At 38.4% G+C, this 22,873-nt stretch carries 19 protein-coding genes and 3 tRNA genes; 18 read left to right on the forward strand and 4 right to left on the reverse strand.

Annotated features, from left to right (window positions below; all coding sequences use genetic code 11):
- The first annotated feature begins 79 nt into the window (after positions 1-79).
- The 9 genes from mfd (at position 80) to MKY46_RS00430 (ending at position 9,844) form a co-directional block, all read left to right on the forward strand.
- Complete coding sequence (mfd, locus tag MKY46_RS00390; protein ID WP_036122341.1) at positions 80-3,586, forward strand: transcription-repair coupling factor; 3,507 nt, start codon at positions 80-82, stop codon at positions 3,584-3,586.
- A gap of 255 nt (positions 3,587-3,841) precedes the next feature.
- A complete protein-coding gene (gene spoVT, locus MKY46_RS00395) occupies positions 3,842-4,378 on the forward strand; it encodes a stage V sporulation protein T (RefSeq protein WP_036122344.1) in 537 nt (178 codons plus the stop codon).
- Positions 4,379-4,537: 159 nt separating this feature from the next.
- Positions 4,538-6,160, forward strand: a complete 1,623-nt coding sequence (locus MKY46_RS00400) for a putative polysaccharide biosynthesis protein (protein ID WP_036122352.1) — start codon at positions 4,538-4,540, stop codon at positions 6,158-6,160.
- Between the two features lie 9 nt (positions 6,161-6,169).
- Positions 6,170-7,630 carry a nucleoside triphosphate pyrophosphohydrolase gene (gene mazG / locus MKY46_RS00405; RefSeq protein ID WP_036122356.1) on the forward strand — a complete coding sequence of 487 codons (1,461 nt, stop codon included), beginning with the start codon at positions 6,170-6,172 and terminating at the stop codon, positions 7,628-7,630.
- A gap of 4 nt (positions 7,631-7,634) precedes the next feature.
- Entirely contained in the window at positions 7,635-7,925 is a 291-nt protein-coding gene (locus MKY46_RS00410) for an RNA-binding S4 domain-containing protein (protein ID WP_036122359.1), read from the forward strand.
- A gap of 146 nt (positions 7,926-8,071) precedes the next feature.
- Positions 8,072-8,371: a sporulation protein YabP gene (gene yabP, locus MKY46_RS00415; RefSeq protein ID WP_004229167.1), complete on the forward strand. Its 300-nt coding sequence runs from the start codon at positions 8,072-8,074 to the stop codon at positions 8,369-8,371.
- On the forward strand, positions 8,368-8,859 hold the full coding sequence (yabQ, locus tag MKY46_RS00420; protein ID WP_036122364.1) for a spore cortex biosynthesis protein YabQ: 492 nt from the start codon (positions 8,368-8,370) through the stop codon (positions 8,857-8,859). The genes yabP and yabQ overlap by 4 nt, the downstream gene beginning before the upstream one ends.
- 17 nt (positions 8,860-8,876) lie before the next feature.
- Positions 8,877-9,281: an FtsB family cell division protein gene (locus MKY46_RS00425; protein ID WP_036122366.1), complete on the forward strand. Its 405-nt coding sequence runs from the start codon at positions 8,877-8,879 to the stop codon at positions 9,279-9,281.
- Positions 9,282-9,415: 134 nt separating this feature from the next.
- On the forward strand, positions 9,416-9,844 hold the full coding sequence (locus MKY46_RS00430; protein ID WP_004229154.1) for a S1 domain-containing RNA-binding protein: 429 nt from the start codon (positions 9,416-9,418) through the stop codon (positions 9,842-9,844).
- An 88-nt stretch (positions 9,845-9,932) separates the two neighbouring features.
- Here the strand turns inward: MKY46_RS00430 and MKY46_RS00435 are convergent, their stop codons facing one another.
- The 4 genes from MKY46_RS00435 to MKY46_RS00450 all read right to left on the reverse strand — a co-directional run bounded on the left by MKY46_RS00435 (position 9,933) and on the right by MKY46_RS00450 (position 10,586).
- Entirely contained in the window at positions 9,933-10,184 is a 252-nt protein-coding gene (locus MKY46_RS00435; protein ID WP_036122369.1) for a hypothetical protein, read from the reverse strand.
- A gap of 163 nt (positions 10,185-10,347) precedes the next feature.
- A tRNA-Glu gene (locus MKY46_RS00440) sits at positions 10,348-10,419 on the reverse strand.
- Between the two features lie 5 nt (positions 10,420-10,424).
- Positions 10,425-10,501: transfer RNA gene (locus MKY46_RS00445), tRNA-Met, on the reverse strand.
- Positions 10,502-10,511: 10 nt separating this feature from the next.
- Positions 10,512-10,586, reverse strand: a tRNA-Gly gene (locus MKY46_RS00450).
- Between the two features lie 412 nt (positions 10,587-10,998).
- Between MKY46_RS00450 and MKY46_RS00455 the strand changes: the two genes are divergently transcribed.
- The 9 genes from MKY46_RS00455 (at position 10,999) to cysK (ending at position 22,790) form a co-directional block, all read left to right on the forward strand.
- Positions 10,999-13,392, forward strand: a complete 2,394-nt coding sequence (locus MKY46_RS00455) for a SpoIIE family protein phosphatase (protein WP_036120664.1) — start codon at positions 10,999-11,001, stop codon at positions 13,390-13,392.
- Between the two features lie 29 nt (positions 13,393-13,421).
- Complete coding sequence (gene tilS / locus MKY46_RS00460; RefSeq protein ID WP_036120667.1) at positions 13,422-14,828, forward strand: tRNA lysidine(34) synthetase TilS; 1,407 nt, start codon at positions 13,422-13,424, stop codon at positions 14,826-14,828.
- Between the two features lie 67 nt (positions 14,829-14,895).
- Complete coding sequence (gene hpt, locus MKY46_RS00465) at positions 14,896-15,438, forward strand: hypoxanthine phosphoribosyltransferase (protein WP_036120670.1); 543 nt, start codon at positions 14,896-14,898, stop codon at positions 15,436-15,438.
- A 278-nt stretch (positions 15,439-15,716) separates the two neighbouring features.
- On the forward strand, positions 15,717-17,744 hold the full coding sequence (gene ftsH, locus MKY46_RS00470) for an ATP-dependent zinc metalloprotease FtsH (RefSeq protein ID WP_036120673.1): 2,028 nt from the start codon (positions 15,717-15,719) through the stop codon (positions 17,742-17,744).
- Between the two features lie 195 nt (positions 17,745-17,939).
- On the forward strand, positions 17,940-18,740 hold the full coding sequence (locus MKY46_RS00475; protein ID WP_051891624.1) for an aldo/keto reductase: 801 nt from the start codon (positions 17,940-17,942) through the stop codon (positions 18,738-18,740).
- A gap of 245 nt (positions 18,741-18,985) precedes the next feature.
- On the forward strand, positions 18,986-19,753 hold the full coding sequence (locus tag MKY46_RS00480; protein ID WP_036120679.1) for a type III pantothenate kinase: 768 nt from the start codon (positions 18,986-18,988) through the stop codon (positions 19,751-19,753).
- Positions 19,754-19,774: 21 nt separating this feature from the next.
- Entirely contained in the window at positions 19,775-20,656 is an 882-nt protein-coding gene (gene hslO, locus MKY46_RS00485; RefSeq protein ID WP_036120682.1) for an Hsp33 family molecular chaperone HslO, read from the forward strand.
- Positions 20,640-21,611 (forward strand): peptidyl-prolyl cis-trans isomerase, encoded by a 972-nt coding sequence (locus MKY46_RS00490; RefSeq protein ID WP_036120685.1) that lies wholly within the window; start codon positions 20,640-20,642, stop codon positions 21,609-21,611. The genes hslO and MKY46_RS00490 overlap by 17 nt, the downstream gene beginning before the upstream one ends.
- Positions 21,612-21,860: 249 nt before the next feature.
- Positions 21,861-22,790, forward strand: coding sequence for a cysteine synthase A (gene cysK, locus MKY46_RS00495; protein ID WP_036120688.1), 930 nt, complete (start codon positions 21,861-21,863; stop codon positions 22,788-22,790).
- Positions 22,791-22,873: the final 83 nt, after the last annotated feature.

The following is a 22,873-nucleotide window of genomic DNA, read 5'->3' on the forward strand; positions in this document are numbered from 1 at the left end:
GATAAGAAAGATAAATAAAATAGTACTAGAATAATAGCATTGAAAATTTAGAATTTTATGCTGAAAGGAGCTTTTGACTGTGGAGGTTTTACGACAGCTTGTGTCGCAGGATAAACATATTACATCATTTTTACAGGAGATTCAGAGCGGTCAAACTGCATCACAGCTTATTACTGGTTTAACAGGAAGCGCACGCCCCGTAATGGTCGATGCGTTATTTGAGCATGTGAAGAAGCCAATCTACATTGTTTCTCCTAATCTACTGCAGGCACAAAAGATGGTTGATGAGCTTGCTGGATTATTAGGTGAAGAGCATGTTCATTATTATCCAGCGGATGAATTCATTGCAGCAGACCTTTCTGTTGCTTCACCAGAACTACGTGCGGAGCGAATTGCAACACTCGATTGCTTAGCTAGAGGTGAGAAGGCTGTCTACGTCATACCAGTGGCAGGTTTACGGAAAATAATGCAGCCTAAGGAACATTGGCTACAATATTTTTTACAAACAGCTGTAGGCGATGAGATTGAAATAGATACTTGGTTACAAACATTAGTTGAAATGGGCTATGTGCGTAATTCAATGGTAACGACACCTGGAGAATTTGCGTTGCGCGGAGGCATACTAGATATTTATCCACCTTATTTGGAAGCACCTATTCGAATTGAATTATTTGATACTGAGGTTGATTCCATACGAACATTTTCAGCAGATGATCAACGTTCGATTGATAAATTACAAAAGATTCGTATTCTTCCTGCTTCAGAGGTCATTCTAACTAAGTTAGAAAGGCAGGCATTAGCAGGCCGTTTAGAAGCGGCATTGGCTGCAAGCCTAAAGAAGGTAAAAAAGCAGGAGACAAAAGAACTTCTGTATCAATATATTCAATATGATATTGAATTGTTACAGCAAGGGAATTTACCCGACTACGTAAATAAATACGGCTCATTATTATACGATAAAACAGCTTATTTAGGAGATTATTTTGCACAAGATGGTATTGTGCTCTTTGACGAGCTTGGACGCATTCAGGAAGTGATGGATGCATGGGAACGTGAAGAGGATGAATGGTTTTTATCTTTAATTGAAGAAGGAAAAATGGTTCATGATGTCAAACCTGCCTTTACATTAAAAGAAATACAAGCAATGTTGTCACAACAGAAGCTATCATTTTCATTATTTTCAAGAACATTTGCTGGAATAACGTTTAATAAGACAACTAATTTCTCTTGTAAGCCAATGCAGCAATTTCACGGACAAATGTCATTGCTTCAAACTGAAGTCGAACGTTGGTTACTTGGTAAATTTACCGTACTGATTGTTGCAAGAGATAAAGAACGTGTTAAACGGGTTCAGCACATGCTTGGAGAATACGATATTCATACGGCTATTGGTGAACCAACAGAACCTGGTATTTATATAGTAGATGGTGGCTTGTCGAGTGGCTTTGAGTTGCCACTGCAACGTTTAGCAATTGTGACAGAAGACGAGCTTTTTAAACAGCAGGCAAAGAAAAAAGCACGTACACAAAAAATGACTAATGCTGAACGTATTAAAAGCTATACGGAAATTAAACCAGGTGATTATGTTGTACATGTTCATCATGGGATTGGTAAATATATTGGTGTAGAAACATTAGAGGTCAATGGTACACATAAGGATTATTTGCATATTCGCTATCGTGCAGACGATAAACTATACGTACCTGTAGAACAAATAGACTTAATCCAAAAATATGTGGCGTCAGAGGATCGTGAACCGAAGCTACATAAATTAGGTGGCGCTGAATGGAAAAAGGCTAAAGCGAAGGTATCTTCTGCTGTACAGGATATTGCCGACGATTTAATTAAGCTATATGCGAAGCGTGAAGCTGAGAAGGGGCATGCTTTTACACCTGATAATGATGACCAGCGTAATTTCGAGTCATTGTTCCCTTATGAGGAAACAGAGGATCAGCTACGTTCTATTGTAGAAGTGAAACGAGATATGGAGCGAGAACGCCCTATGGACCGTTTAGTGTGCGGTGATGTAGGCTATGGTAAAACCGAGGTAGCCATTCGTGCAGCATTTAAAGCTATTCAAGATGGTAAACAGGTTGCATTCCTCGTTCCTACAACGATTTTAGCCCAGCAGCATTATGAAACCATCCGTGAGCGCTTTCAGGATTTTGCCATTAATGTTGGCCTGTTATCTCGTTTCCGAACGAAAAAGGAGCAGTCTGCCACATTAAAAGGCTTAAAAGAGGGGCGCGTTGATATAGTTATAGGAACACATCGAATTTTATCTAAAGATTTAATTTTCCAAGATCTTGGTTTGTTAATTGTTGACGAAGAACAACGCTTTGGTGTGACACATAAGGAAAAAATTAAACAGCTAAAGACAAATGTTGATGTTTTAACTTTAACGGCAACTCCAATCCCGAGGACACTTCACATGTCAATGGTAGGAGTCCGAGATTTATCTGTTATTGAAACGCCACCAGCTAACCGATTCCCGGTTCAAACGTATGTGATGGAGCACAGTGGCGCATTAGTGCGAGAAGCTATTGAGCGGGAAATGGCGCGTGGCGGACAAGTGTTTTATTTATATAACCGAGTAGAAGATATGGCTCGAAAGGTTGAGGAGATTCAAGTGCTTGTCCCTGAAGCACGTATAGGCTTTGCGCATGGAAAAATGACAGAGTCAGAGCTGGAATCTGTGATTTTAGCCTTTTTAGAGGGTGACTATGATGTGCTTGTTACAACAACCATTATTGAGACAGGCGTCGATATACCAAATGTGAATACATTAATTGTTCATGATGCTGATCGCATGGGCTTAGCGCAGCTCTATCAATTACGTGGACGTGTTGGTCGCTCTAACAGGGTAGCCTATGCGTACTTTATGTACCAACGTGACAAAGTATTGACAGATGTAGCAGAACAACGATTGCAGGCAATTAAAGAATTTACTGAGCTAGGCTCCGGCTTTAAAATTGCTATGCGTGATTTATCTATTCGGGGAGCAGGTAACTTACTTGGTGCGCAGCAGCATGGCTTTATCGATTCAGTCGGCTTTGATTTATACTCACAAATGCTTCAGGATGCCATTGCTGAACGTCAAACAGGTGTGAAAAAAGAAGAAAAGCCAGATATAGAAATATTGCTAAGTGTTGATGCTTATATCCCTGATGCCTATATTCCAGATGGGTATCAAAAAATCCAAATGTATAAACGTATTAAGGCAATGGATCAGGTGGAGGAGTACGAAGAAATCATGGAGGAATTGGAGGATCGATTTGGCGATCTTCCAATAGAAACAGAGCGTCTACTACGAATAGCAAGAATGAAGGTTTGGGGCTTAGGTGCTGGAGTAGTATCTGTAAAGGAAAAGCAAAAAATTATTACTATCCTATTATCCGAACAGGGGACAGCCAATGTCGATGGCAGTAAGATTATTGAAGCGTCAATGAAGTTTGAGCGTGCTGTTGGCTTTGGTATGGATGGCATGCAGTTGAAATTAACAATCGATGAGCGTAAGAGCGGAAAATATCAACCCTTTGATATTTTGGAAGAGCTAATGCAAATTATCGATAAGGCAAAAAAATAGCAAAAGGCTAATCTTATCTTTTTATGGAAGAGATAAGATAGCCTTTTTATTTTTCCAGTTTTTTTTATGAATTGATTATAGAAATTTGTTCCTTGGGTAATCTAATAAGGAGTTGATTGATGTAAGTAATAAAGTTTTTTGAAAAAATTTGATGGTTGTGAAATCCTTTTTCTTCAGTTTTTGCATAGATTGTTTAAAAAAAAACCATACTATAGTTGAATAAAAATTTCATTGTAGCGAAAGCGAGGCATTAGAATGAAGGCAACAGGAATTGTTCGTCGTATTGATGATTTAGGGCGTGTGGTTATTCCGAAAGAAATTCGTAGGACGCTACGTATTCGTGAAGGCGACCCGCTTGAAATTTATACGGACCGTGAAGGTGAAGTCATATTAAAAAAATATTCGCCCATCAATGATTTGGGTGAATTTGCAAGAGAATATGTTGAAACACTTTATGAAACATTAGGAACACCAGCATTTGTCACTGACCGCGATGAGGTAATCGCAGTTGCAGGGATTGGTAAAAAGGAATATATTAACCGTCGCATTACATCCTTTGCGGAGAGCTTCATGGAAGAGCGCTCAACAAAAATAGAAAAAATGGAGACAACGATTGAAATTGTCCCTGGGCAATATGAGCAAGTGAAATCGTATTGTGCGACACCTATTATGGTGAACGGTGATCCGATAGGTTGCATTATTGCCTTATCTAAAGTACATTTTGTCGGTGAAGTAGAGGTAAAAGTAGTGGAAACAGCTGCAAACTTCTTAGCTAAACAAATGAATAGTTGATGCATGGAAAAGTTATTGCGATGACCTTTAAGGCTGAACAATAACTTTTTTTGCGTACATAAAGATTGGTCAATATAGGAACAGTATAGCTCCTTAGCGCGTCAAACTTTTGAGATATGCTATACTATTGGCATTGTTAAGAAGGAAAGAGGGCAATTTATGTCGCAACGTTTTGGCATGAAAAGCTACATGAAGGGTGCCGCCTTATTGACAATAGCGGCTCTTATTGTAAAGGTTCTTAGTGCAATTTATCGTGTACCTTTTCAAAATCTAGTTGGAGATGAAGGCTTTTATATCTATCAACAGGTATATCCAGTTATATCGATTTTCGTTGTTTGGACATCTAGTGGCTTTGCTATAGCCATTTCTAAAATGCTTGCAGATAATGATTGCATTGTTGATACAATAGAACGTAATCAAAGACGAAGCACTATTATGCGTGTGGTTTTCCGGTATTTGACGGTGTTATCGCTACTGTTTTTTGCTGTTTTATTTGGAGGAGCTGAAAAAATTGCCCAATTGATGGGAGATGCTCAATTAGCACCATTGATTCGCTCAGGCTCATTTGTAGTATTGGTTATGCCAGCATTGGCTATTTTAAAAGGTGGCTTCCAATCTAGAGGCATTATGGAGCCGATTGCTTATGCCCAAGTCCTCGAACAAGCGGTAAGAGTTACTGTTATTTTAGCAGGAACATTTATCATTATGACGACTACTAAATCCCTTTATGGTGCAGGTGAAATGGCTGTTATTGGTACTGTAATTGGTGAAATTACGGCCTTGTTATTACTTGCCTATATCTCATATAAACGTTTTGGGCTAAAGCTAACTAAACTACAACTACATCCTATTTCAAGTTTGCCCATTGTTAAAGAGGTGACATGGCTAAGCTTAAGTGTCAGTATGAGCGGTCTTCTACTACTTGGATATCAGCTTGTCGATTCGTTTACGATATATTCAGCATTAATTGATAATGGTATGAATCCTACAATGGCGAAGGAAACAAAAGGTATTTATGATCGTGGACAACCTTTAGTTCAACTAGGTGTTGTCATTGCATCCTCATTGTCGCTTGCTATTGTTCCGCTTGTTGCTCATTTATCTAAAAAACAAGAGGGGCGCAGTGCAGTTCCATTTATACAATTAACGTACAAAGCGTCCATACTATTCGGCTGGTCTGCAGCCTTGGGTTTAATGCTAGTTATGCCGTATTTAAATGAAATGCTTTTCAAAACGAATACTTTATCCGAAGTATTAATCGTCTATGTATTCCAAATTGTACCATTATCGATTATTCTTACATTTACAGCGATCTTACAAGGCTATGGAAAATTAAAAAAGCCAGCTCTATTTTTAATGCTAGGTTTTCTGCTAAAAATGATACTGAATGTACGATTAATCGGTTGGTTAGGTGTATTAGGAGCGGCTATCGTAAATGATATAGGATTATTATTAACAGCGATTTTACTAATTATTTATTTAAAAACATTGACTGGCATTCAGCTAGCATCTGTCGATTTTTATAAAAAAGTTGGGACAGCATCTTTCAGTATGGCAGTCGTTGTACTTGTCTGGTTACAGTTTGTATCGGCAATCTTAAGCCATTCACTGTCTTCACGTATGGTAGCTATGGTGACGGGTTTAACAGCTGTATCCATAGGGGCATTTGTTATGCTGACTGTCATTGCGAAGAAACGAGTATTAATGGAGAAAGAGTGGTATTTATTGCCGTTTGGACGTAGAATGGCTGTTTACCAACTTTGGCTCAATTCAAAGAAGTAGGTGTGAATATTGAAAACTTTAACAATTATTGGCTTAGGTGCAGGGGATTTTAATCAGCTGCAAATGGGTGTTTATAGAAAATTAAAGGCTGCTAAAAAATTATATGTACGTACGATAGATCACCCAGTATTAGAGGAATTAGCAGCAGAGGGTGTTAAATTCGAAAGCTTTGATAAAGTATATGAAAAACATGATGCATTCCAGCCTGTCTATGCGGAAATAGCAAATGCACTTATTGAAGCTGCTGCTGTTGAGGATATTATGTATGCTGTGCCAGGCCATCCATTAGTTGCAGAACAGACAGTGCAACTGCTTATTGCAGCAGCGGATGAAGGCAAAATTAAGTTAGTCATTGAGGGCGGTCAGAGTTTCATAGATCCGATTTTTGGTGCATTAAAAATTGATCCAATAGAAGGTTTTCAATTGCTTGATGGTACCGGCTTTTCAATGCATGACATTAACATGCGTCAACATATTTTGATCGCGCAAGTATACGATACATTTAGTGCCTCGGAAGTAAAGCTAACGTTGATGGAGAAATATGATGACGAGTACCCTGTGACGGTTGTGACGGCTGCAGGGTCTGCACAAGAACAGATTGTTACGGTACCTCTCTATGAACTCGATCAAAGTGTAGAAGTTAATAATTTAACAACAGTCTATGTACCACCTGTCAAATCGCAAGAAGAGGCATTAAAAGATTGGACAACATTCCGTCAGATTATTGCAACGCTAAGAGGTCCAAATGGCTGTCCTTGGGATCAAAAACAAACACATGAGTCGTTAAAAAAATATTTACTCGAAGAAGCACATGAATATTTGGCTGCTATAGATGCTGAGGACGATTTTGCAATGATCGAGGAACTTGGTGATGTGCTATTACAAGTATTTTTACATGCACAAATTGGAGAAGATGAAGGTTACTTTACACTTGAAGATGTGTTAGCTTCCATTAGTGAAAAAATGATTCGCCGCCACCCACATGTTTTTGGTGATGTTGCAGTGGAAGATGCGGACGATGTTGTGGCCAATTGGGAGGCTATTAAGGCTGAAGAAAAGGGTACTAGCGATAAACCACTATTAGACGAGGAGTATAGAGCCTCTTCTGCATTACAAACAGCATTTAATTACCAAAAAAGAGCTGCAAAAGTGGGCTTTGACTGGCCAGATGTGGATGGGGCATGGGATAAATTTGATGAGGAGTGGCAGGAATTTCGCCAGGAAGTAACGAAAGGCTCTAATGCATCCCGTTTGGATGAATTTGGTGACGTGTTGTTTACACTAGTAAATTTAGCGCGTTTCTACAAACTGTCACCAGAAGAGGCTATGCTACATGCAAATGAAAAATTTGCACGACGTTTCGGTTATGTAGAGGAACAGGTAAAGATCAGTGGAAAGTCTTTTTCCGATTTTACATTAGAGCAATTAGATGCATTTTGGAATGAAGCAAAGCGACTAGAAAAGGAGTAAAAAGATGAGACTAGATAAATTTTTAAAAGTATCCCGTTTAATAAAACGCCGCACTTTAGCGAAAGAGGTGGCAGATCAAGGTCGTATCACAATCAATGATAAGGTAGCGAAAGCTAGTAGTACAGTAAAAGCAGGAGATGAGCTAGCTATTCGTTTTGGTCAAAAAATAGTGACTGCACGTGTAGAAGAATTACGTGATACAGTGAAAAAAGAAGATGCCGCAAAAATGTTTACCATTTTGAAGGAAGAAAGACTAGAAAAGGTTGAACCTGAATTTATTGATGATGAGGATTAAAGTTAAATTTATTTTTTAAACCTCCTAATGTTGTCCCACCTTTCTTTTGTGGATGAAAGTATTACACAACTTAAATAAAGTTGTCATGCTTTGAAGGTTGTCCGCATAAAGTGAACAGAAGCTAGGACGACTAAAGGAGGAAAAAAATGACGCTACATCAAGAAAGTAATCGTTACACAATTCCATCTGGAGAGCATATTTTAACGATTCGTAATCGTAAAAGAATGGACATGACTTCTGTAAAATCAATTGAACGCTTTGATCAGGAAGAGTTTTTCATTAAGACGTCCCAAGGGCACTTGTTAATTCGCGGAGAAGAACTGCATATCGTTCATTTAGATGTTGATAAAGGATTATTGACGCTTGAAGGAACTGTAAAAACCTTACAGTACGACGAGGAGGAAAGTGGCTTCTCGAAAGGTTTCCTTCATAAGTTATTTGGATGATTGTTAGTGAACAATTATATCAATTAATTGTCATGGTTTTGAGCGGTATAGCAGTTGGTTTCATTATTGATAGTGTAAGGCTCGTAGTTTTTTCAACTCCAAAAAGGTCAAGCCTTCGAAAGTGGATGATGATTGTTGAATTAATAACATGGATTCTACTTGGGGGAGCGACATACTATTTATTATTTTGGCTAAAAGACGGCGCTTGGCGGGCTTATGACCCGCTAGCGCAAATAGCCGGAATTTTTTTGTATCAATCGTTATTTCAAAATTTTTTACGTTTCATTGCTAGAATTGTGGTGAATATAACTTGGAGACCCTTCTGGTTCATTGTACGCTTCATAGTCGCTGTTATTCGACAAATTTTGCAGCTATTCATAAATATAGTAATGTTTGTTATAAGACCTTTTGTCAAAATTTATTCCTATTTGTCCTACACTTTTTTTAAAAAATTACGATATTTGAAGTATAATAGAAAGCAACAATAATTTTCGGAGGTGCGGGCATGACTAGACGTCATTCATCAGATGATGAACAACAAAATTTCACGAAGCTTGATAATGACTATGTCCGTAACACGGATAGAGCTATAAATCGCAAACAGCAGGCTCGTAAACGTAAATTGCGTCGTATTGTCTTTTTTGCGATTGTACCAGTCATTATTATCGCTCTTCTCTTAAATGTGCTATCACATCAAAATGAAACTTTAGCAGCAAAAGAGAAATTAAAGAAAGAAGCGAATCAGCATCTCACTGAATTGAAAGAAGAACAAGATACATTAAATCTTAAAATCAAACAATTACAGGATGATGAATATATCGCAAAGCTATTAAGAAAAGAGTATTACTTATCTGATGAAGGTGAGATTATTTTTATCATTCCAGATAAGGAAGATAAAAAAGACGACTGAAAAGCTGTGTATTGTTGACACTCTTTTATTGTTATATATAATGAAAAGAGAAGCTTAATGCAATAAAAGGTTTGATTAAATTGATTACATGGCTCAAATGAGTCGCTTAATTTTTAAGGAGGAGCATTTTTTTTATGTCAATTGAAGTAGGCAGCAAGGTACAAGGTAAAGTAACAGGAATCACAAATTTTGGAGCATTCGTTGAGCTGCCAGATGGCAAAACAGGCTTAGTTCACATTAGTGAAGTTGCTGACAATTATGTAAAAGATATCAATGAGCATCTAAAAGTTGGAGATGAAGTTGAAGTAAAAGTGATGAATGTTGAAGCGGACGGGAAGATCGGTCTTTCAATCCGTAAAGCAAAGCCTCAAGCTGAGAGACCAGAACGTCCAGCACGTCCACGTCGTGATAATCGTTCTAATGATCGTAACGAACGCCACCAGCCAAAAGAAAATTTTGAGCAAAAAATGGCACGCTTCTTAAAAGATAGTGATGAACGTCTAGCAACACTTAAACGTGCTACAGAATCAAAACGCGGAGGTCGCGGAGCTAGAAGAGGGTAGTTTGCTGACTGTTTTAATCGTAGAAAAAGTGTATGAAATAGAGTTGGGATTAGCTTTTTAATAAAGCTAATCCCTTTTTTTCATTTACCTACAAAGTAGAAGAAGGTCTCTTTTTCTTTTTTGTGGGGTTTATTGTTTTTTCATCGGCAGAAGCTATGGATGTTTTCTCCACTGGATGAGTAACCATTTTGACAAGTAAGAAAACACCATATACACTCACGGCAAGTCCACAAAGTAATAGGATTATTTGAACAAAAAAAGGTAAATTAATAAGAATTGAAATAAGAATAATCATCGAGCCACTTCCGCAAATTAACGCGGCTTTTGTTAATGCACTCAAGGGAATTTAACCTCCTAAAAAACACTCTTTTCTTTAGTATGCCATATTTTTATACGCAGTCACATAGCTATAAATGAACAGACGGATAGATGGGAATAGTGACAAAATAGATTACAATAAAAATAGGCGCCTCAGAATTTAGTTCTGAGGCGCCTATTTGAAATGACCCGTACGGGATTCGAACCCGTGTTACCGCCGTGAAAGGGCGGTGTCTTAACCACTTGACCAACGGGCCTACTATGGTGGCGGCCGAGGGGATCGAACCCCCGACCTTACGGGTATGAACCGTACGCTCTAGCCAGCTGAGCTAGGCCGCCAATTACTATATGGAGCGGAAGACGAGGTTCGAACTCGCGACCCCCACCTTGGCAAGGTGGTGTTCTACCACTGAACTACTTCCGCACAGTCGTTTAAGCAACAAGTTAAATAATACAAGCCAAACGTGCTAGTGTCAAGTAGGTTTTTTAAAAAAATATATTTCGTAAAAACTAGCATAGAAGAGTATTTTAGCGGATTTTTTGTTCTTACGTAGAAATGTATCGTGGTAACAGTTGAATAAAGTGATTGATAGCTCATAGAATGCCCTCGCACTAAGCTTTAAGATGAATAGCAAGTCATTACAATTTTGTTTTTATAAGTGGATTTTTCAACGTTTTTCATGAATGTTAGGCTGTTGCGAAAGAAATTGTTGCCAATTCTCGTATTTATGAATAGCTATTAGTCGAAATATTTATATTTTTTTCTGTCAACGTCAGACAATCTTTCCGCACATAATTTTTTATAATAACCAAAAGTGCGGAAAGGGGATAATTAAATGACAAGTATTGAATGGTATAATACAACGAATGTAGATGACCAAAAGATCGGTATGAAAAAGAAGCAGATCCTAATAGGTTCTCTCTTTTTTTTAACCGCCTTTTTCTTAGCTCAATCTGTTGTATTTGAAGCAGCTGTACCGTTCTCAGTTCCTTTTTGGGCCATTATTCGAACAAAGTATAGGGAGTATGCCAAATTCGTTTTATTCGGTAGTTTAGCAGGTTGTTTTTTCCTTGGTTTTGGACAAGTCTTCATTCTAGCGTTACAAATTGTTATGTATGAATGTATCATGCGTTTCCGTTACTGGCAGTTGCCCCAAAGTATTGCGGTGTCTTTAGCTGTATTACTGGTACAAATAATGTGGCAAGGGGTGATGTATCAAGGCTTACCACCAGTGCTTGTACAATTTTATGTAGGCTGTGAGGCAGCTCTAGCTCTTATTATGACGCTGTTTATGCAAGTGCTATTTGTTAACTCGTATGAATGGTTTACGAGTCATTGGACATATGAGAAGCTAGGCTCTGGATTAGTCGTGTTTGCTGCCATGCTTACTGGGATGCAAGCAGTTGTGATTAGCTATTTCTCACTCCCCATTTTTTTATTGCAGCTTTTTATCTGTTTTGGTGCATTGGTTGGCAGTGTCCCATTAGCAACAGTAATCGGAGCAGTGCTGGGAACTCTTATCGGTATTGCTAAGCTTTCATTTACCGGGATGCTTTCAGTTGCGACCTTAACGGGGCTGTGTGCAGGAATGGGAGCTAAAGGTGGTAGATTTGGTGTTGCGATCGGTAGTATTTTGCCAAGTGTCTTTTTTTTATTTTATGACGCCACACTGCCTTTAGATAGCGTGTATTTTACCTCCATTGCCATCGGGAGCATTCTTTTTCTAACGATCCCAAAGAAATATTCAGATAGGGTGAGGGACAAGCTTTTCCCACAACGTGAGGAGATTTTACTGGCACGACAGAATTGGTTAACCGAACATGTAACGTATAAATTAGAGCATTTTCAGCATTTTGTACAATTCATGAAGGAGCTTGTATTTGATCGCTTTATGACGGCTCCAGTTGAAGCTGCGAAGGAAGTATCTCCAATGAACACTTGTTTAAGCTGTTTCCGCTATGAACATTGCTGGGGTGCTAAAAATAACGGTATGGACAAGCTTGTGACAGACTGGTTTCATATGAAAGGAGTAGGCAAGGAATCAGCTATTCATCGTGTAGAAGAACAAATACGCTATAAATGCGTAAAATCGACGAAGATTTTCGAGGAATTAGATACAGAGCTTTATAGGGAACGCATTAATGGGCAGTACTTTCATGGTAAAAAAATGATTGCCCTGCAACTTCGTGATATGAGTAACCATTTAAACCAGTTAATCGCTGAGATGAAGGAGGATACAATTTCATTTGTTAGTGTAGAAAAGGATATTGCTGAACGCTTAAAGGATGCCAATATTGAATGTTTTCAACTAGATGTGCTTAGCAATAAGCCAGGTGCAAGAAAGATTGTTTGTGCTTTAGCACCAGCACGTGTCAACTGGGAGGAAGATACAACATTAGCTGAACGCATGATTCTGCCAATTCTTTATGAGATTTTCGATGAACCTTTTGAAATAGAAAAAGTAATAGCCTGTGAAATACCGTTTCGTCATGTTCAAATATGCTTTAGATCAGCTATTAGCTTTGAAGTAGAGTATGATATATATAGCATGTCGAAAGATGCAACACTATATTCTGGAGACTCTCATGCCCTCTTCCAATTGCATCCAGGACTATTTGCCATTTTGCTGTCTGATGGTATGGGGCAAAATAAAGAAGCACAACATGAAAGTAGAAAATTGATCCACTTGATGCGAGAGTGTCTTAATTACAATATGAATCCGGAAACGGCGATGCATACATTGCATTATGTTATGTCATTAAAGCAACAGGATGATATGTATGCAACACTTGATTTTGCACTTGTTGATTTACAGCATGGTGATTTGTGGTCGTGGAAGGCTGGAGGTATGTCGACCTATATTTTACGTGGAAAAGAGGTGCTGAAAGTTGAAAGTAATGCAGCACCTGTAGGATTTTTATCTATTTCAACAGTAGAAGCTGAAAAAAGAAAACTGAAGGCAGGAGACGTTATTTTAATGCACTCAGATGGCCTGTTTTCAAGTGTAGATGATTGGGATGAGCAAGAGGAAACATTTTTAGCTTTTGCACAGCAGGTTGCCAGTACAAATAAAACCATTCAAGAAAAGCTAACAACGATCATGCAATCATTCCAAGGGTATTTCGAAATAGAAGATGACTGTACAGTATTAATGTTAGAGGTGACGCATGTTGTACCGACATGGGCTGTCTTTAGACCAACTCAGTATTCTATGAGTAATTCATCTTAAAATAACAACGAAAAGGGGAGGAGAAGCGTTTGTCATTTGAATTAAAGGTCAAAACATTTATTGAAGAAGAGCAATTATTACAGCAAGGCGATCATCTTCTCATCGCCGTTTCGGGTGGGGTAGACTCTATGGCGTTACTCCATTACTTTATCCAAACACAGGCGCAGTGGAACATTCAGGTGGAAGCAGTACATGTCGATCATATGTTGAGAGGGCAAAACTCTGCTGCAGATAGAGCATTTGTCCAAAAGTATTGTGACGACAATGGTGTTTACTTACATGCTACAGATATTCCAATACCTGCAATTATGGCACAGGAAAATGGTAATACACAGTTAATTTGTCGTAGGGAGAGGTATCGATATTTCAAAGAAATCTTGAGAAAAACAAATGCCAATAAGCTTGTAACTGCACATCATGCGGATGACCAACTGGAGTCAGTATTAATGGCCCTTACAAAAAATGCAACAATGAACAGTATGCAAGGCATACGTCCTCAACGATGTTTTGAAGGCAAATCATTAATTCGTCCGTTTTTAACGGTTACAAAGTCTGAAATAAGGGAATATTTACTTAGAAAAGGTTTGGATTATCGAGAAGATGCTAGCAATTCCAAAGACACCTATGTACGCAATCGCTTTAGACATCATGTGGTGCCTTTACTGGAGGCAGAAAATCCGAGAGTGACTGAGCAGGTGGCCCATTTCACAAAGCAATTGCAAGAAGACGATACCTTTTTAATGACATTAGCCCAAGATGTATTTTCTCAAACCATCATAAGAAGTAACGAAAATACATATAGCATGGAAATTGAGGCTTTTCAATTGGTACCACTTGCTTTACAAAGGAGGCTCATTTTAATACTATTAAACTATCTTTACAAAGATTCAAATACGATACAAAGTTATGCTTTATTGACTTCAATTTTAAAGCTTTGTGATACAACAGCAGGGTATGCTGAAATTCACTTGCCTGAAGATTTTCTAGCAGTTCGCCTTTACGGGAAATTAACGATTCAGAAGAATAAGCCATTAGAAGGCCAAACATCTCCTGAGAAACAAATGATTACGGCTGCTGATGGATGGACAACACTGACAAATGGTGAACGCTTATGCGTAGTCAATTTGCATGATTTATCGTCTGAATTGCTGACGGATACTGCACAGCTTTTTTATTTTAACGCTAGCAAACTCCAACTACCGCTCTATATTCGAGCACGCAAGGACGGAGACAGAATGCTGTTAAAAGGAATGGATCAGCCAAAACGCTTATCTCGCCTTTTTATAGATGAAAAGATTCCTTTAAATGAGCGAAATAGCTGGCCGTTACTGATTTCTCAATCTGATGAGGTGGTAGCGGTAATTGGTGTGCGTATGGGAATATTTTTTTCAACCACTCCGCAACCAAACGATGATACAGTGCTCATCGTAGACTAAGGTCTTTGTAAAATATTTCACCATAATTGGTTGAAAATTTTTTGATACATCACGAGGAGGAATCGATATGTTACAAAACGACATCGAAAAAATTATGATTACAGAAGAACAACTGCAAGAAAGAATTGCACATTTAGGTGCACAATTAACAGAGGAATACAAAGATGCATTCCCATTAGCTGTTGGTGTGCTTAAAGGAGCAATGCCATTTATGACAGACCTAATGAAACGCTTCGATTCTTTCATCGAATTGGATTTTATGGATGTTTCTAGTTATGGTAATGCTACTGTGTCATCGGGTGAAGTGAAAATTTTAAAAGATTTAAACACAAGCGTTGAGGGACGTGACGTATTAATTATCGAGGATATTATCGATAGTGGTTTAACGTTAAGCTATTTAGTAGATTTATTTAAATACCGCAAAGCAAAGTCCATCAAAATTGTTACATTATTAGATAAACCATCAGGCCGTAAAGTGGACTTATCTGCTGACTATGTTGGTTTTGAAGTGCCGGATGGCTTTGTTGTAGGGTATGGCTTAGATTACGCAGAAAAATATCGTAATTTACCTTATATTGGTATACTGAAGCCTGAAGTTTATTCTTTCTAAGTTACAAAAACCAGCTATAAATGCAAAGGCCTCCAGCGCAAGTCATGTATTTTTCGTTATGTTTAACATAATTCAAAATCTTGACACAATGTTCAGCTATATCGAGTCCAAGGAACAGGTACAATTACGCTGGGACATATAAAGATGGCCTAAAACTGTTTTGATAACGGCAAAAGTGAACGAAACATTTTTTAAGTAGGGCTTTTCGTTGTATGATGAAATCATGATATGTTAAGATTTTACTTATAATTTTTCTGTTTGTAATGAGGAGGCTGGAGATGAATCGAATATTTCGATATACCATATTTTATTTACTGATTTTCCTAGTGATTATCGGTATTTTTGGTACTTTCAATAGTGGAAATTCACCAACGAAAGAGTTATCTTATCATGAGTTTCAACAAGCTCTAGATAAGAAAGAAATAACAAGTGCTACAATTCAACCTGATAAATCAGTTTACATCGTTGAAGGTACACTGAAAGGTTATGAGAAGGGTCAAAGCTTTACAGTGAATATCCCTCGTGAAAACCAATCTTTAATGGACCGTATCGATGAGGCTGCTAAGGATAAAGATAGTAATATTAGTTTTTTAGCAGCACCAGAAACAAGTGGATGGATTCAATTCTTTACAGGAATTATTCCTTTCATCATCATCATTTTCTTATTCTTCTTCCTAATGAGCCAATCTCAGGGTGGCGGTAATAAAGTGATGAGCTTTGGTAAAAGTAAAGCTAAACTTTATGATGACCAAAAGAAAAAAGTTCGTTTTACAGATGTAGCAGGTGCTGATGAAGAGAAAGCAGAGCTTGTAGAGGTTGTAGATTTTTTAAAAGACCATCGCAAGTTCACTGAAATCGGTGCACGCATTCCAAAAGGTATCTTACTTGTCGGTCCTCCAGGTACAGGTAAAACATTACTTGCACGTGCAGTGGCAGGCGAAGCAGGCGTTCCTTTCTTCTCAATTTCAGGTTCTGACTTCGTAGAAATGTTTGTCGGCGTCGGTGCATCACGTGTTCGAGATTTATTTGAAAACGCGAAGAAAAACGCACCATGTATCATCTTTATCGATGAGATTGATGCGGTTGGTCGTCAACGTGGCGCTGGTCTTGGCGGTGGTCATGACGAACGTGAACAAACACTGAACCAATTATTGGTTGAAATGGATGGTTTCGGAGCAAATGAAGGTATTATTATCATTGCTGCAACAAACCGCCCAGATATTTTAGATAAAGCGTTATTACGTCCAGGTCGATTTGACCGCCAAATTACTGTAGGTCATCCTGATGTAAAAGGGCGCGAAGCAATTCTTAAAGTACATGCACGTAATAAACCTTTAGCAGATACAGTTGATTTAGCTGCAGTTGCTCAACGTACTCCAGGTTTCTCCGGTGCAGATTTAGAAAACTTACTAAACGAAGCAGCACTTGTAGCAGCTCGTAAAAGTAAACGTACGATTAGTATGGCGGATATCGATGAAGCCTCTGACCGAGTAATTGCGGGTCCAGCTAAAGCAAGTCGAGTATACTCAGCTAAAGAGAAAAAACTGGTATCCTTCCATGAGGCTGGTCACGTAGTAGTAGGTCTTGAGCTTGATGAAGCGGATACAGTGCACAAAGTAACAATTGTTCCTCGTGGTCAAGCGGGTGGATATGCGATTATGTTACCGAAGGAAGAACGTTTCTTTACAACAAAGCAAGAGCTCTTAGATCGTATTGCAGGCCTTCTTGGTGGTCGTGTAGCTGAAGAAATTGTTCTTGGTGAAGTTTCTACTGGGGCACATAACGATTTCCAAAAAGTTACAAGCATTGCTCGTGCTATGGTTACCGAATACGGAATGAGTGAAAACCTTGGTGCTATGCAATTTGGTTCAAGTCAGGGTGGCAATGTATTCCTTGGTCGCGACTTTAATTCAGATCAAAATTATTCTGACTCAGTAGCCTATGAAATTGATAAAGAAATGCAAAAAATTATTGATACACAATATGAGCGTACAAAACGCATCCTAACGGAGAAACGTGATTTGCTTGATTTAATTGCCAATACTTTAATGGAGAAAGAAACATTAAATGCACAGGAAATCGAACATTTACGTGATCATGGTATTTTACCAGAGCCAGAGGTCGTAGAAAGTATTGAGGAGAGCACTCCGAAAATTGAAGCGAAGCCAACATTAGATACTATTGGTGAACCAACTGTTGAAAAAGAGCTACTTAGCAAAGAGCCTAACCCAACAACTTTAAATCTGGCAAAAGAAAGTAAAGAACCAAATGATGCTCCTAAAGGTATCGATGAGAAACGTGATTAAAGTAGAAAAGACTGTTTACTAAAATTAGGTAAACAGTCTTTTTCTTTGCCTTTTCTTGCTAATAAGCATTAGGATATATTTATGTAAGACAGTTACATATAACTCTGCTCTTAGGGTGGAGAGAAGATGTAAAGTTAGTGAAAACAGATTGGAGTGTTTAACGTGGGAAATGTAACATTGAATAATGGACTTAAGATGCCTTTGGTTGGTTATGGTGTTTTTCGAGTACCTGAAGGAGATGACCTAGCAGAAGCCGTAAAAACAGCTATTGCTAAAGGTTATCGTAGCATTGATACAGCACAAGTATATCGCAATGAAGAAAGTGTTGGTCGTGGAATACAAGCCGCAATTGAAGAAGGTTTAGTAACTCGTGAAGAACTATTTATCACATCCAAAGTTTGGAACGATGGTCTTTCCTATGAAAAAACACTTGCCGCATATGATAGCAGTTTAGAGAAAATGGGATTAGACTATTTAGATTTGTATTTAGTGCACTGGCCAGGAATTGATCAAAATTATATTAAGGTTTACAAAGCACTAGAAAAAATTTATCAAGATGGTCGAGTACGCTCAATTGGTGTTAGTAATTTCCATGTGCATCATTTAGAAAGCCTTTTGAAGGAAACGACTGTTATTCCTGTTATTAATCAAATTGAATTTCACCCACATTTAACACAAGAGGAAGTACGTGCCTATTGTGAGGATAAGGGTATACAGGTGGAGGCGTGGTCTCCATTGATGAATGGCTCTCTACTTGAAGAAGCGTTGATTCAAGAATTAGCCTCTAAATACAGCAAGACACCTGCACAGATTGTGTTACGCTATGATGTACAGCATCATGTTGTCACAATTCCAAAGACGATGACACCGGCACGTATGTCTGAAAACCTTGATGTTTTTGACTTTGCGTTATCTGAGCAAGAAATGACACAGTTGGATGCATTGAATGATGGTCTACGTTGTGGTCCAGATCCAGAAAAATTTAATTTTAAATGACTTTCAAAGGGGCTGCCTAGTTTAGGGAGCTCCTTTTTAAAGAAGCTTTCATCGTTATAGATGAACATCCACTGAAAAAATAAAGTAAGCATTCCGCTCACGCCTTTAGAGGAAGGAGATGAATGCTGAATCAAGGTAAAAAGTATGGTATCATTTTCTAAAGTATTTTATCTTCATTTCAATTAGATTGTAGCTGTCATGTTAGGTTTATGAAAGGTGCAATGATGATAGGGGAGGTGTCAGCCTTGATTTTAGTTTTAGATGCAGGGAATTCTAATATTGTATTAGGTGTCTATGATGACAACGAACAATTAGCTTTCCATTGGCGTATGGTGACGGACCTTCATAAAACAGAGGATGAATATGCTATGCAAGTTCTTTCATTTTTTAATCATGCAGGCATTTCATTTGAACAAATTACAGGTATTATTATATCCTCAGTTGTGCCACCAATTATGTTTTCATTAGACGCGATGTGTCAGAAATATTTTCGAAGAAAGCCTGTGGTAGTTGGCCCGGGTGTGAAAACGGGTTTAAATATTAAATACGAAAATCCACGTGAGGTTGGGTCAGATCGCATTGTGAATGCCATAGCAGCTCTAGATTTATATAAAGCCCCTTGTATCATAGTTGATTTTGGTACAGCGACAACCTATTGTTATTTGAATGAGAAGGGCGATTACATGGGTGGTGCTATCGCGCCGGGTATAACGATTTCTACAGAGGCTCTTTATACACAGGCTGCAAGATTGCCGCGTATTGAAATAGTACGGCCTTCACATATTGTCGGGAAAACGACCGTTTCTGCCATGCAGGCAGGTATTTTTTATGGCTTTGTAGGACAAGTAGAGGGCATTGTTAACCGGATGAAAGCACAAAGTAAAGAGGAGCCATTAGTTATTGCTACAGGTGGGCTAGCAAATTTAATCGCAGGGGAGACACAAATCATTGATGTTGTGGATCCGTTTTTAACTTTGAAGGGTTTATATAAGCTATATAAACGTAACCAATAGGAAATGAGGGACATTCCATTTATGAATGATTATTTAGTAAGAGGGTTAGGATTTAATGGGCAAGTTCGTGTGTTTGCAGCTCGTACAACTGCTACAGTAGGTGAAGCGCAACGTCGTCATGATACTTGGCCAGTTGTGTCAGCAGCTTTAGGTCGTTCAATGACAGCAGCTGTCATGATGGGAGCTATGTTAAAAGGTGAAGAGAAAATCACGATTAAAATTGAGGGTGACGGTCCAATTGGCCCTATGGTAATTGATAGTAATGCACATGGGGAAGTACGCGGATTTGTTACAAACCCCCATGTTCACTTTGATTTAAATGAGCAAGGGAAGTTAGATGTTCGAGCAGGCGTTGGTACAGAAGGATTTCTTACAATTGTTAAAGATCTTGGATTGAGAGATATGTTCTCTGGACAAACACCAATTGTTTCGGGTGAAATCGCTGAAGACTTTACTTATTATTTCGCAACATCTGAGCAAGTACCATCATCAGTTGGATTAGGTGTATTAGTCAATCCAGACAACACTATTCTTGCAGCAGGGGGATTTATTCTTCAATTAATGCCGGGCTGTGAGGAAGAAACAATCAATGAAATTGAACAACATCTTGCTACAATAGAGCCTGTTTCAAAAATGATTGAAAAAGGCTTTACACCAGAGCAAATTTTAGAAGCTGTTTTAGGAAATGGACATCTACAAATTTTAGATTCCATGCCAGTTGAATTTAAATGTCAATGTACAAAAGAGCGGTTTGGTGCAGCAATTTTAGGTTTAGGAGCAGCGGAAATTAGAGAAATGATTGAAGAGGATGGCGGAGCAGAAGCAGAGTGTCACTTCTGCCTAGAGACATACAGTTTTTCTAAGGATGAGCTAGAAGGGTTTATTGATGAGCTCAACGCGTAATCGACGACCTTCAACCACTGTAACACCAAACCAAACGCCTTTACTGCAACGTCGTTTAAAGACAAAGCCTGCTTTAGCTGTCATAGCGATTCTGTTATTAGGAAATATTTTATGGTTCATCAGCTGGTTAATCCCAAACAAAGGTCAGGAAATTGGTAGCGACGAACAAGTCGCTGCCATTGATGGGGATGTGATCACGCGCCAAGAGTGGATGATTGCCATGGAAGAACGATATGGTAAAGAAACACTACAAAATTTAGTAAATGAATCGGTAATGGAAAAGGCAGCAAAAACATATAAAATTAAAGTTACCGATAAAGAAATAGATCTTGAACTTGCGTTAATGCGTTCTGCTCAAGATAAGTTTGATACAGCCATGCAAAATCTATCAGTAGAGCAACTACGCCAAAAAATTCGTTCACAGCTTATATTGGATAAAGTACTCACGAAGGACGTAGTGATAGAGGAAGAAAGTGTTGAAAAGTATTATGAGGAAAATCAGGGGTTATATAATACAAAAACAAGCTATCGTACGAATTTTATTGAAGTCGATTCAAAAAAAGCTGCTGATGAGGCACTAGGTGAATTGAAAAATGGTTCTGATTTTACAGTGCTGGCACGAGAAATATCTGTTGATAGTGCTTCAGCCAGTCTAGGAGGAGATATTGGTTTCCTCACAGAGAATCAGGAGAATGTGGACCCTACCATTATTAATACTGTGAAATCTCTTAAGGCAAATGAGGTAAGTAAAGCCTTTAAGTTAGATAATGGTCATTATGGAATTGTTCAAGTGCAAGAGGTATTAGAAGGACAATCCTTTACATATGACGATGTGAAAGAACATATTGAGCGTGAATTGGCTTTAGAGCAATTGACGCAATCTGTTACACCGGAAGCATTTTGGTCTGAATTTAATGCTACTTGGTATTATGGAGAGTCTAAAAAAGAAAAATAATACATGAAAAGAGTCTGCAGGTTTTGCGGGGTAAAATGAGTCTGATCAAACTTGCAGGCATTTGTAGTGACATACCCAATGGATGCAGATTCTTTTTTTGTAGACAGATGATAAGGCTTTTCCGTTTTAAGTAATGATAAATATTCTGAAAATATAAGTTTTATTTATTGACAATCGAATGGAAAAATTGATAAAATACAAAATAAGTAAAACCTATAAAAATAGTAGGGATTGGGAGTGGATTAGTAAATGAGTAGATTAGCGAATTCAGTGGCTGAATTAGTTGGTAAAACACCAATTGTAAAATTAAATCATGCAACAAATGAAAATGAAGGCACTGTGTATGTAAAATTAGAATATTTTAATCCAGGAAGCTCAGTAAAAGACCGTCTAGCTCTTGCAATGATTGAAGCTGCAGAAAAAGACGGGACATTAAAGCCGGGTGGTACAATCATTGAGCCGACTTCTGGTAATACAGGTATCGGTCTTGCGATGATTGCTGCTGCTAAAGGATACAAAGCGATTTTAGTTATGCCAGAAACAATGAGTTTAGAGCGTCGTAACTTATTACGAGCTTATGGTGCAGAGCTTGTGTTAACACCTGGTCCAGCAGGCATGAAGGGTGCAATTGCTAAAGCAGAAGAACTATCTGCTGAGCATGGCTACTTCCTCCCACAACAATTTACAAATCCAGCGAACGCTGTTATTCACCGTCTGACAACAGGTCCTGAAATTGTAGAAGCATTTGATGGCCTAACACTTGATGCATTTGTAGCTGGCGTTGGTACAGGTGGTACCATTACAGGTGCAGGTGCTGTATTAAAAGAAAAGTATCCAAACATTGAAATCATTGCTGTTGAACCAAAAGATTCACCGGTTCTTTCTGGTGGTCAACCAGGGCCACATAAAATTCAAGGTATTGGAGCTGGATTTGTACCAGAAGTACTAGATACAGATGTTTATTCTGCTGTATTCCCTGTTGAAAATGAGGTTGCTTTTGAAGTAGCACGTAAAGTAGCACGTGAAGAAGGTATCCTATGTGGTATTTCATCTGGTGCGGCCATCTATGCTGCGATTGAAGCGGCAAAACGTTTAGGTAAAGGTTCGAATGTTCTTGCCATTGTACCTTCTAACGGAGAGCGTTACCTTTCAACACCTTTATACCAATTTGAAGACTAAATAAAGATTTTTATGTAAGGGCTCCTTTTTAAAAGGAGTCCTTTTTAGTGCATAAAAACGGACACTATTAAAATTATAAAAAT

Origin of the sequence: Lysinibacillus sp. FSL M8-0355 (assembly GCF_038008985.1) — a bacterium.
Classification (GTDB): Bacteria; Bacillota; Bacilli; order Bacillales_A; family Planococcaceae; genus Lysinibacillus; species Lysinibacillus fusiformis_D.

Bases quoted from the DNA above. Each gene is read 5' to 3' on its own strand.
- spoVT (WP_036122344.1), top strand. From the start codon at position 3,842: ATGAAGGCAACAGGAATTGTTCGTCGTATTGATGATTTAGGGCGTGTG.
- MKY46_RS00400 (WP_036122352.1), top strand. From the start codon at position 4,538: ATGTCGCAACGTTTTGGCATGAAAAGCTACATGAAGGGTGCCGCCTTA.
- MKY46_RS00410 (WP_036122359.1), top strand. From the start codon at position 7,635: ATGAGACTAGATAAATTTTTAAAAGTATCCCGTTTAATAAAACGCCGC.
- yabP (WP_004229167.1), top strand. From the start codon at position 8,072: ATGACGCTACATCAAGAAAGTAATCGTTACACAATTCCATCTGGAGAG.
- yabQ (WP_036122364.1), top strand. From the start codon at position 8,368: ATGATTGTTAGTGAACAATTATATCAATTAATTGTCATGGTTTTGAGC.
- MKY46_RS00425 (WP_036122366.1), top strand. From the start codon at position 8,877: ATGACTAGACGTCATTCATCAGATGATGAACAACAAAATTTCACGAAG.
- MKY46_RS00430 (WP_004229154.1), top strand. From the start codon at position 9,416: ATGTCAATTGAAGTAGGCAGCAAGGTACAAGGTAAAGTAACAGGAATC.
- MKY46_RS00455 (WP_036120664.1), top strand. From the start codon at position 10,999: ATGACAAGTATTGAATGGTATAATACAACGAATGTAGATGACCAAAAG.
- hpt (WP_036120670.1), top strand. From the start codon at position 14,896: ATGTTACAAAACGACATCGAAAAAATTATGATTACAGAAGAACAACTG.
- ftsH (WP_036120673.1), top strand. From the start codon at position 15,717: ATGAATCGAATATTTCGATATACCATATTTTATTTACTGATTTTCCTA.
- MKY46_RS00475 (WP_051891624.1), top strand. From the start codon at position 17,940: ATGCCTTTGGTTGGTTATGGTGTTTTTCGAGTACCTGAAGGAGATGAC.
- hslO (WP_036120682.1), top strand. From the start codon at position 19,775: ATGAATGATTATTTAGTAAGAGGGTTAGGATTTAATGGGCAAGTTCGT.
- MKY46_RS00490 (WP_036120685.1), top strand. From the start codon at position 20,640: ATGAGCTCAACGCGTAATCGACGACCTTCAACCACTGTAACACCAAAC.
- cysK (WP_036120688.1), top strand. From the start codon at position 21,861: ATGAGTAGATTAGCGAATTCAGTGGCTGAATTAGTTGGTAAAACACCA.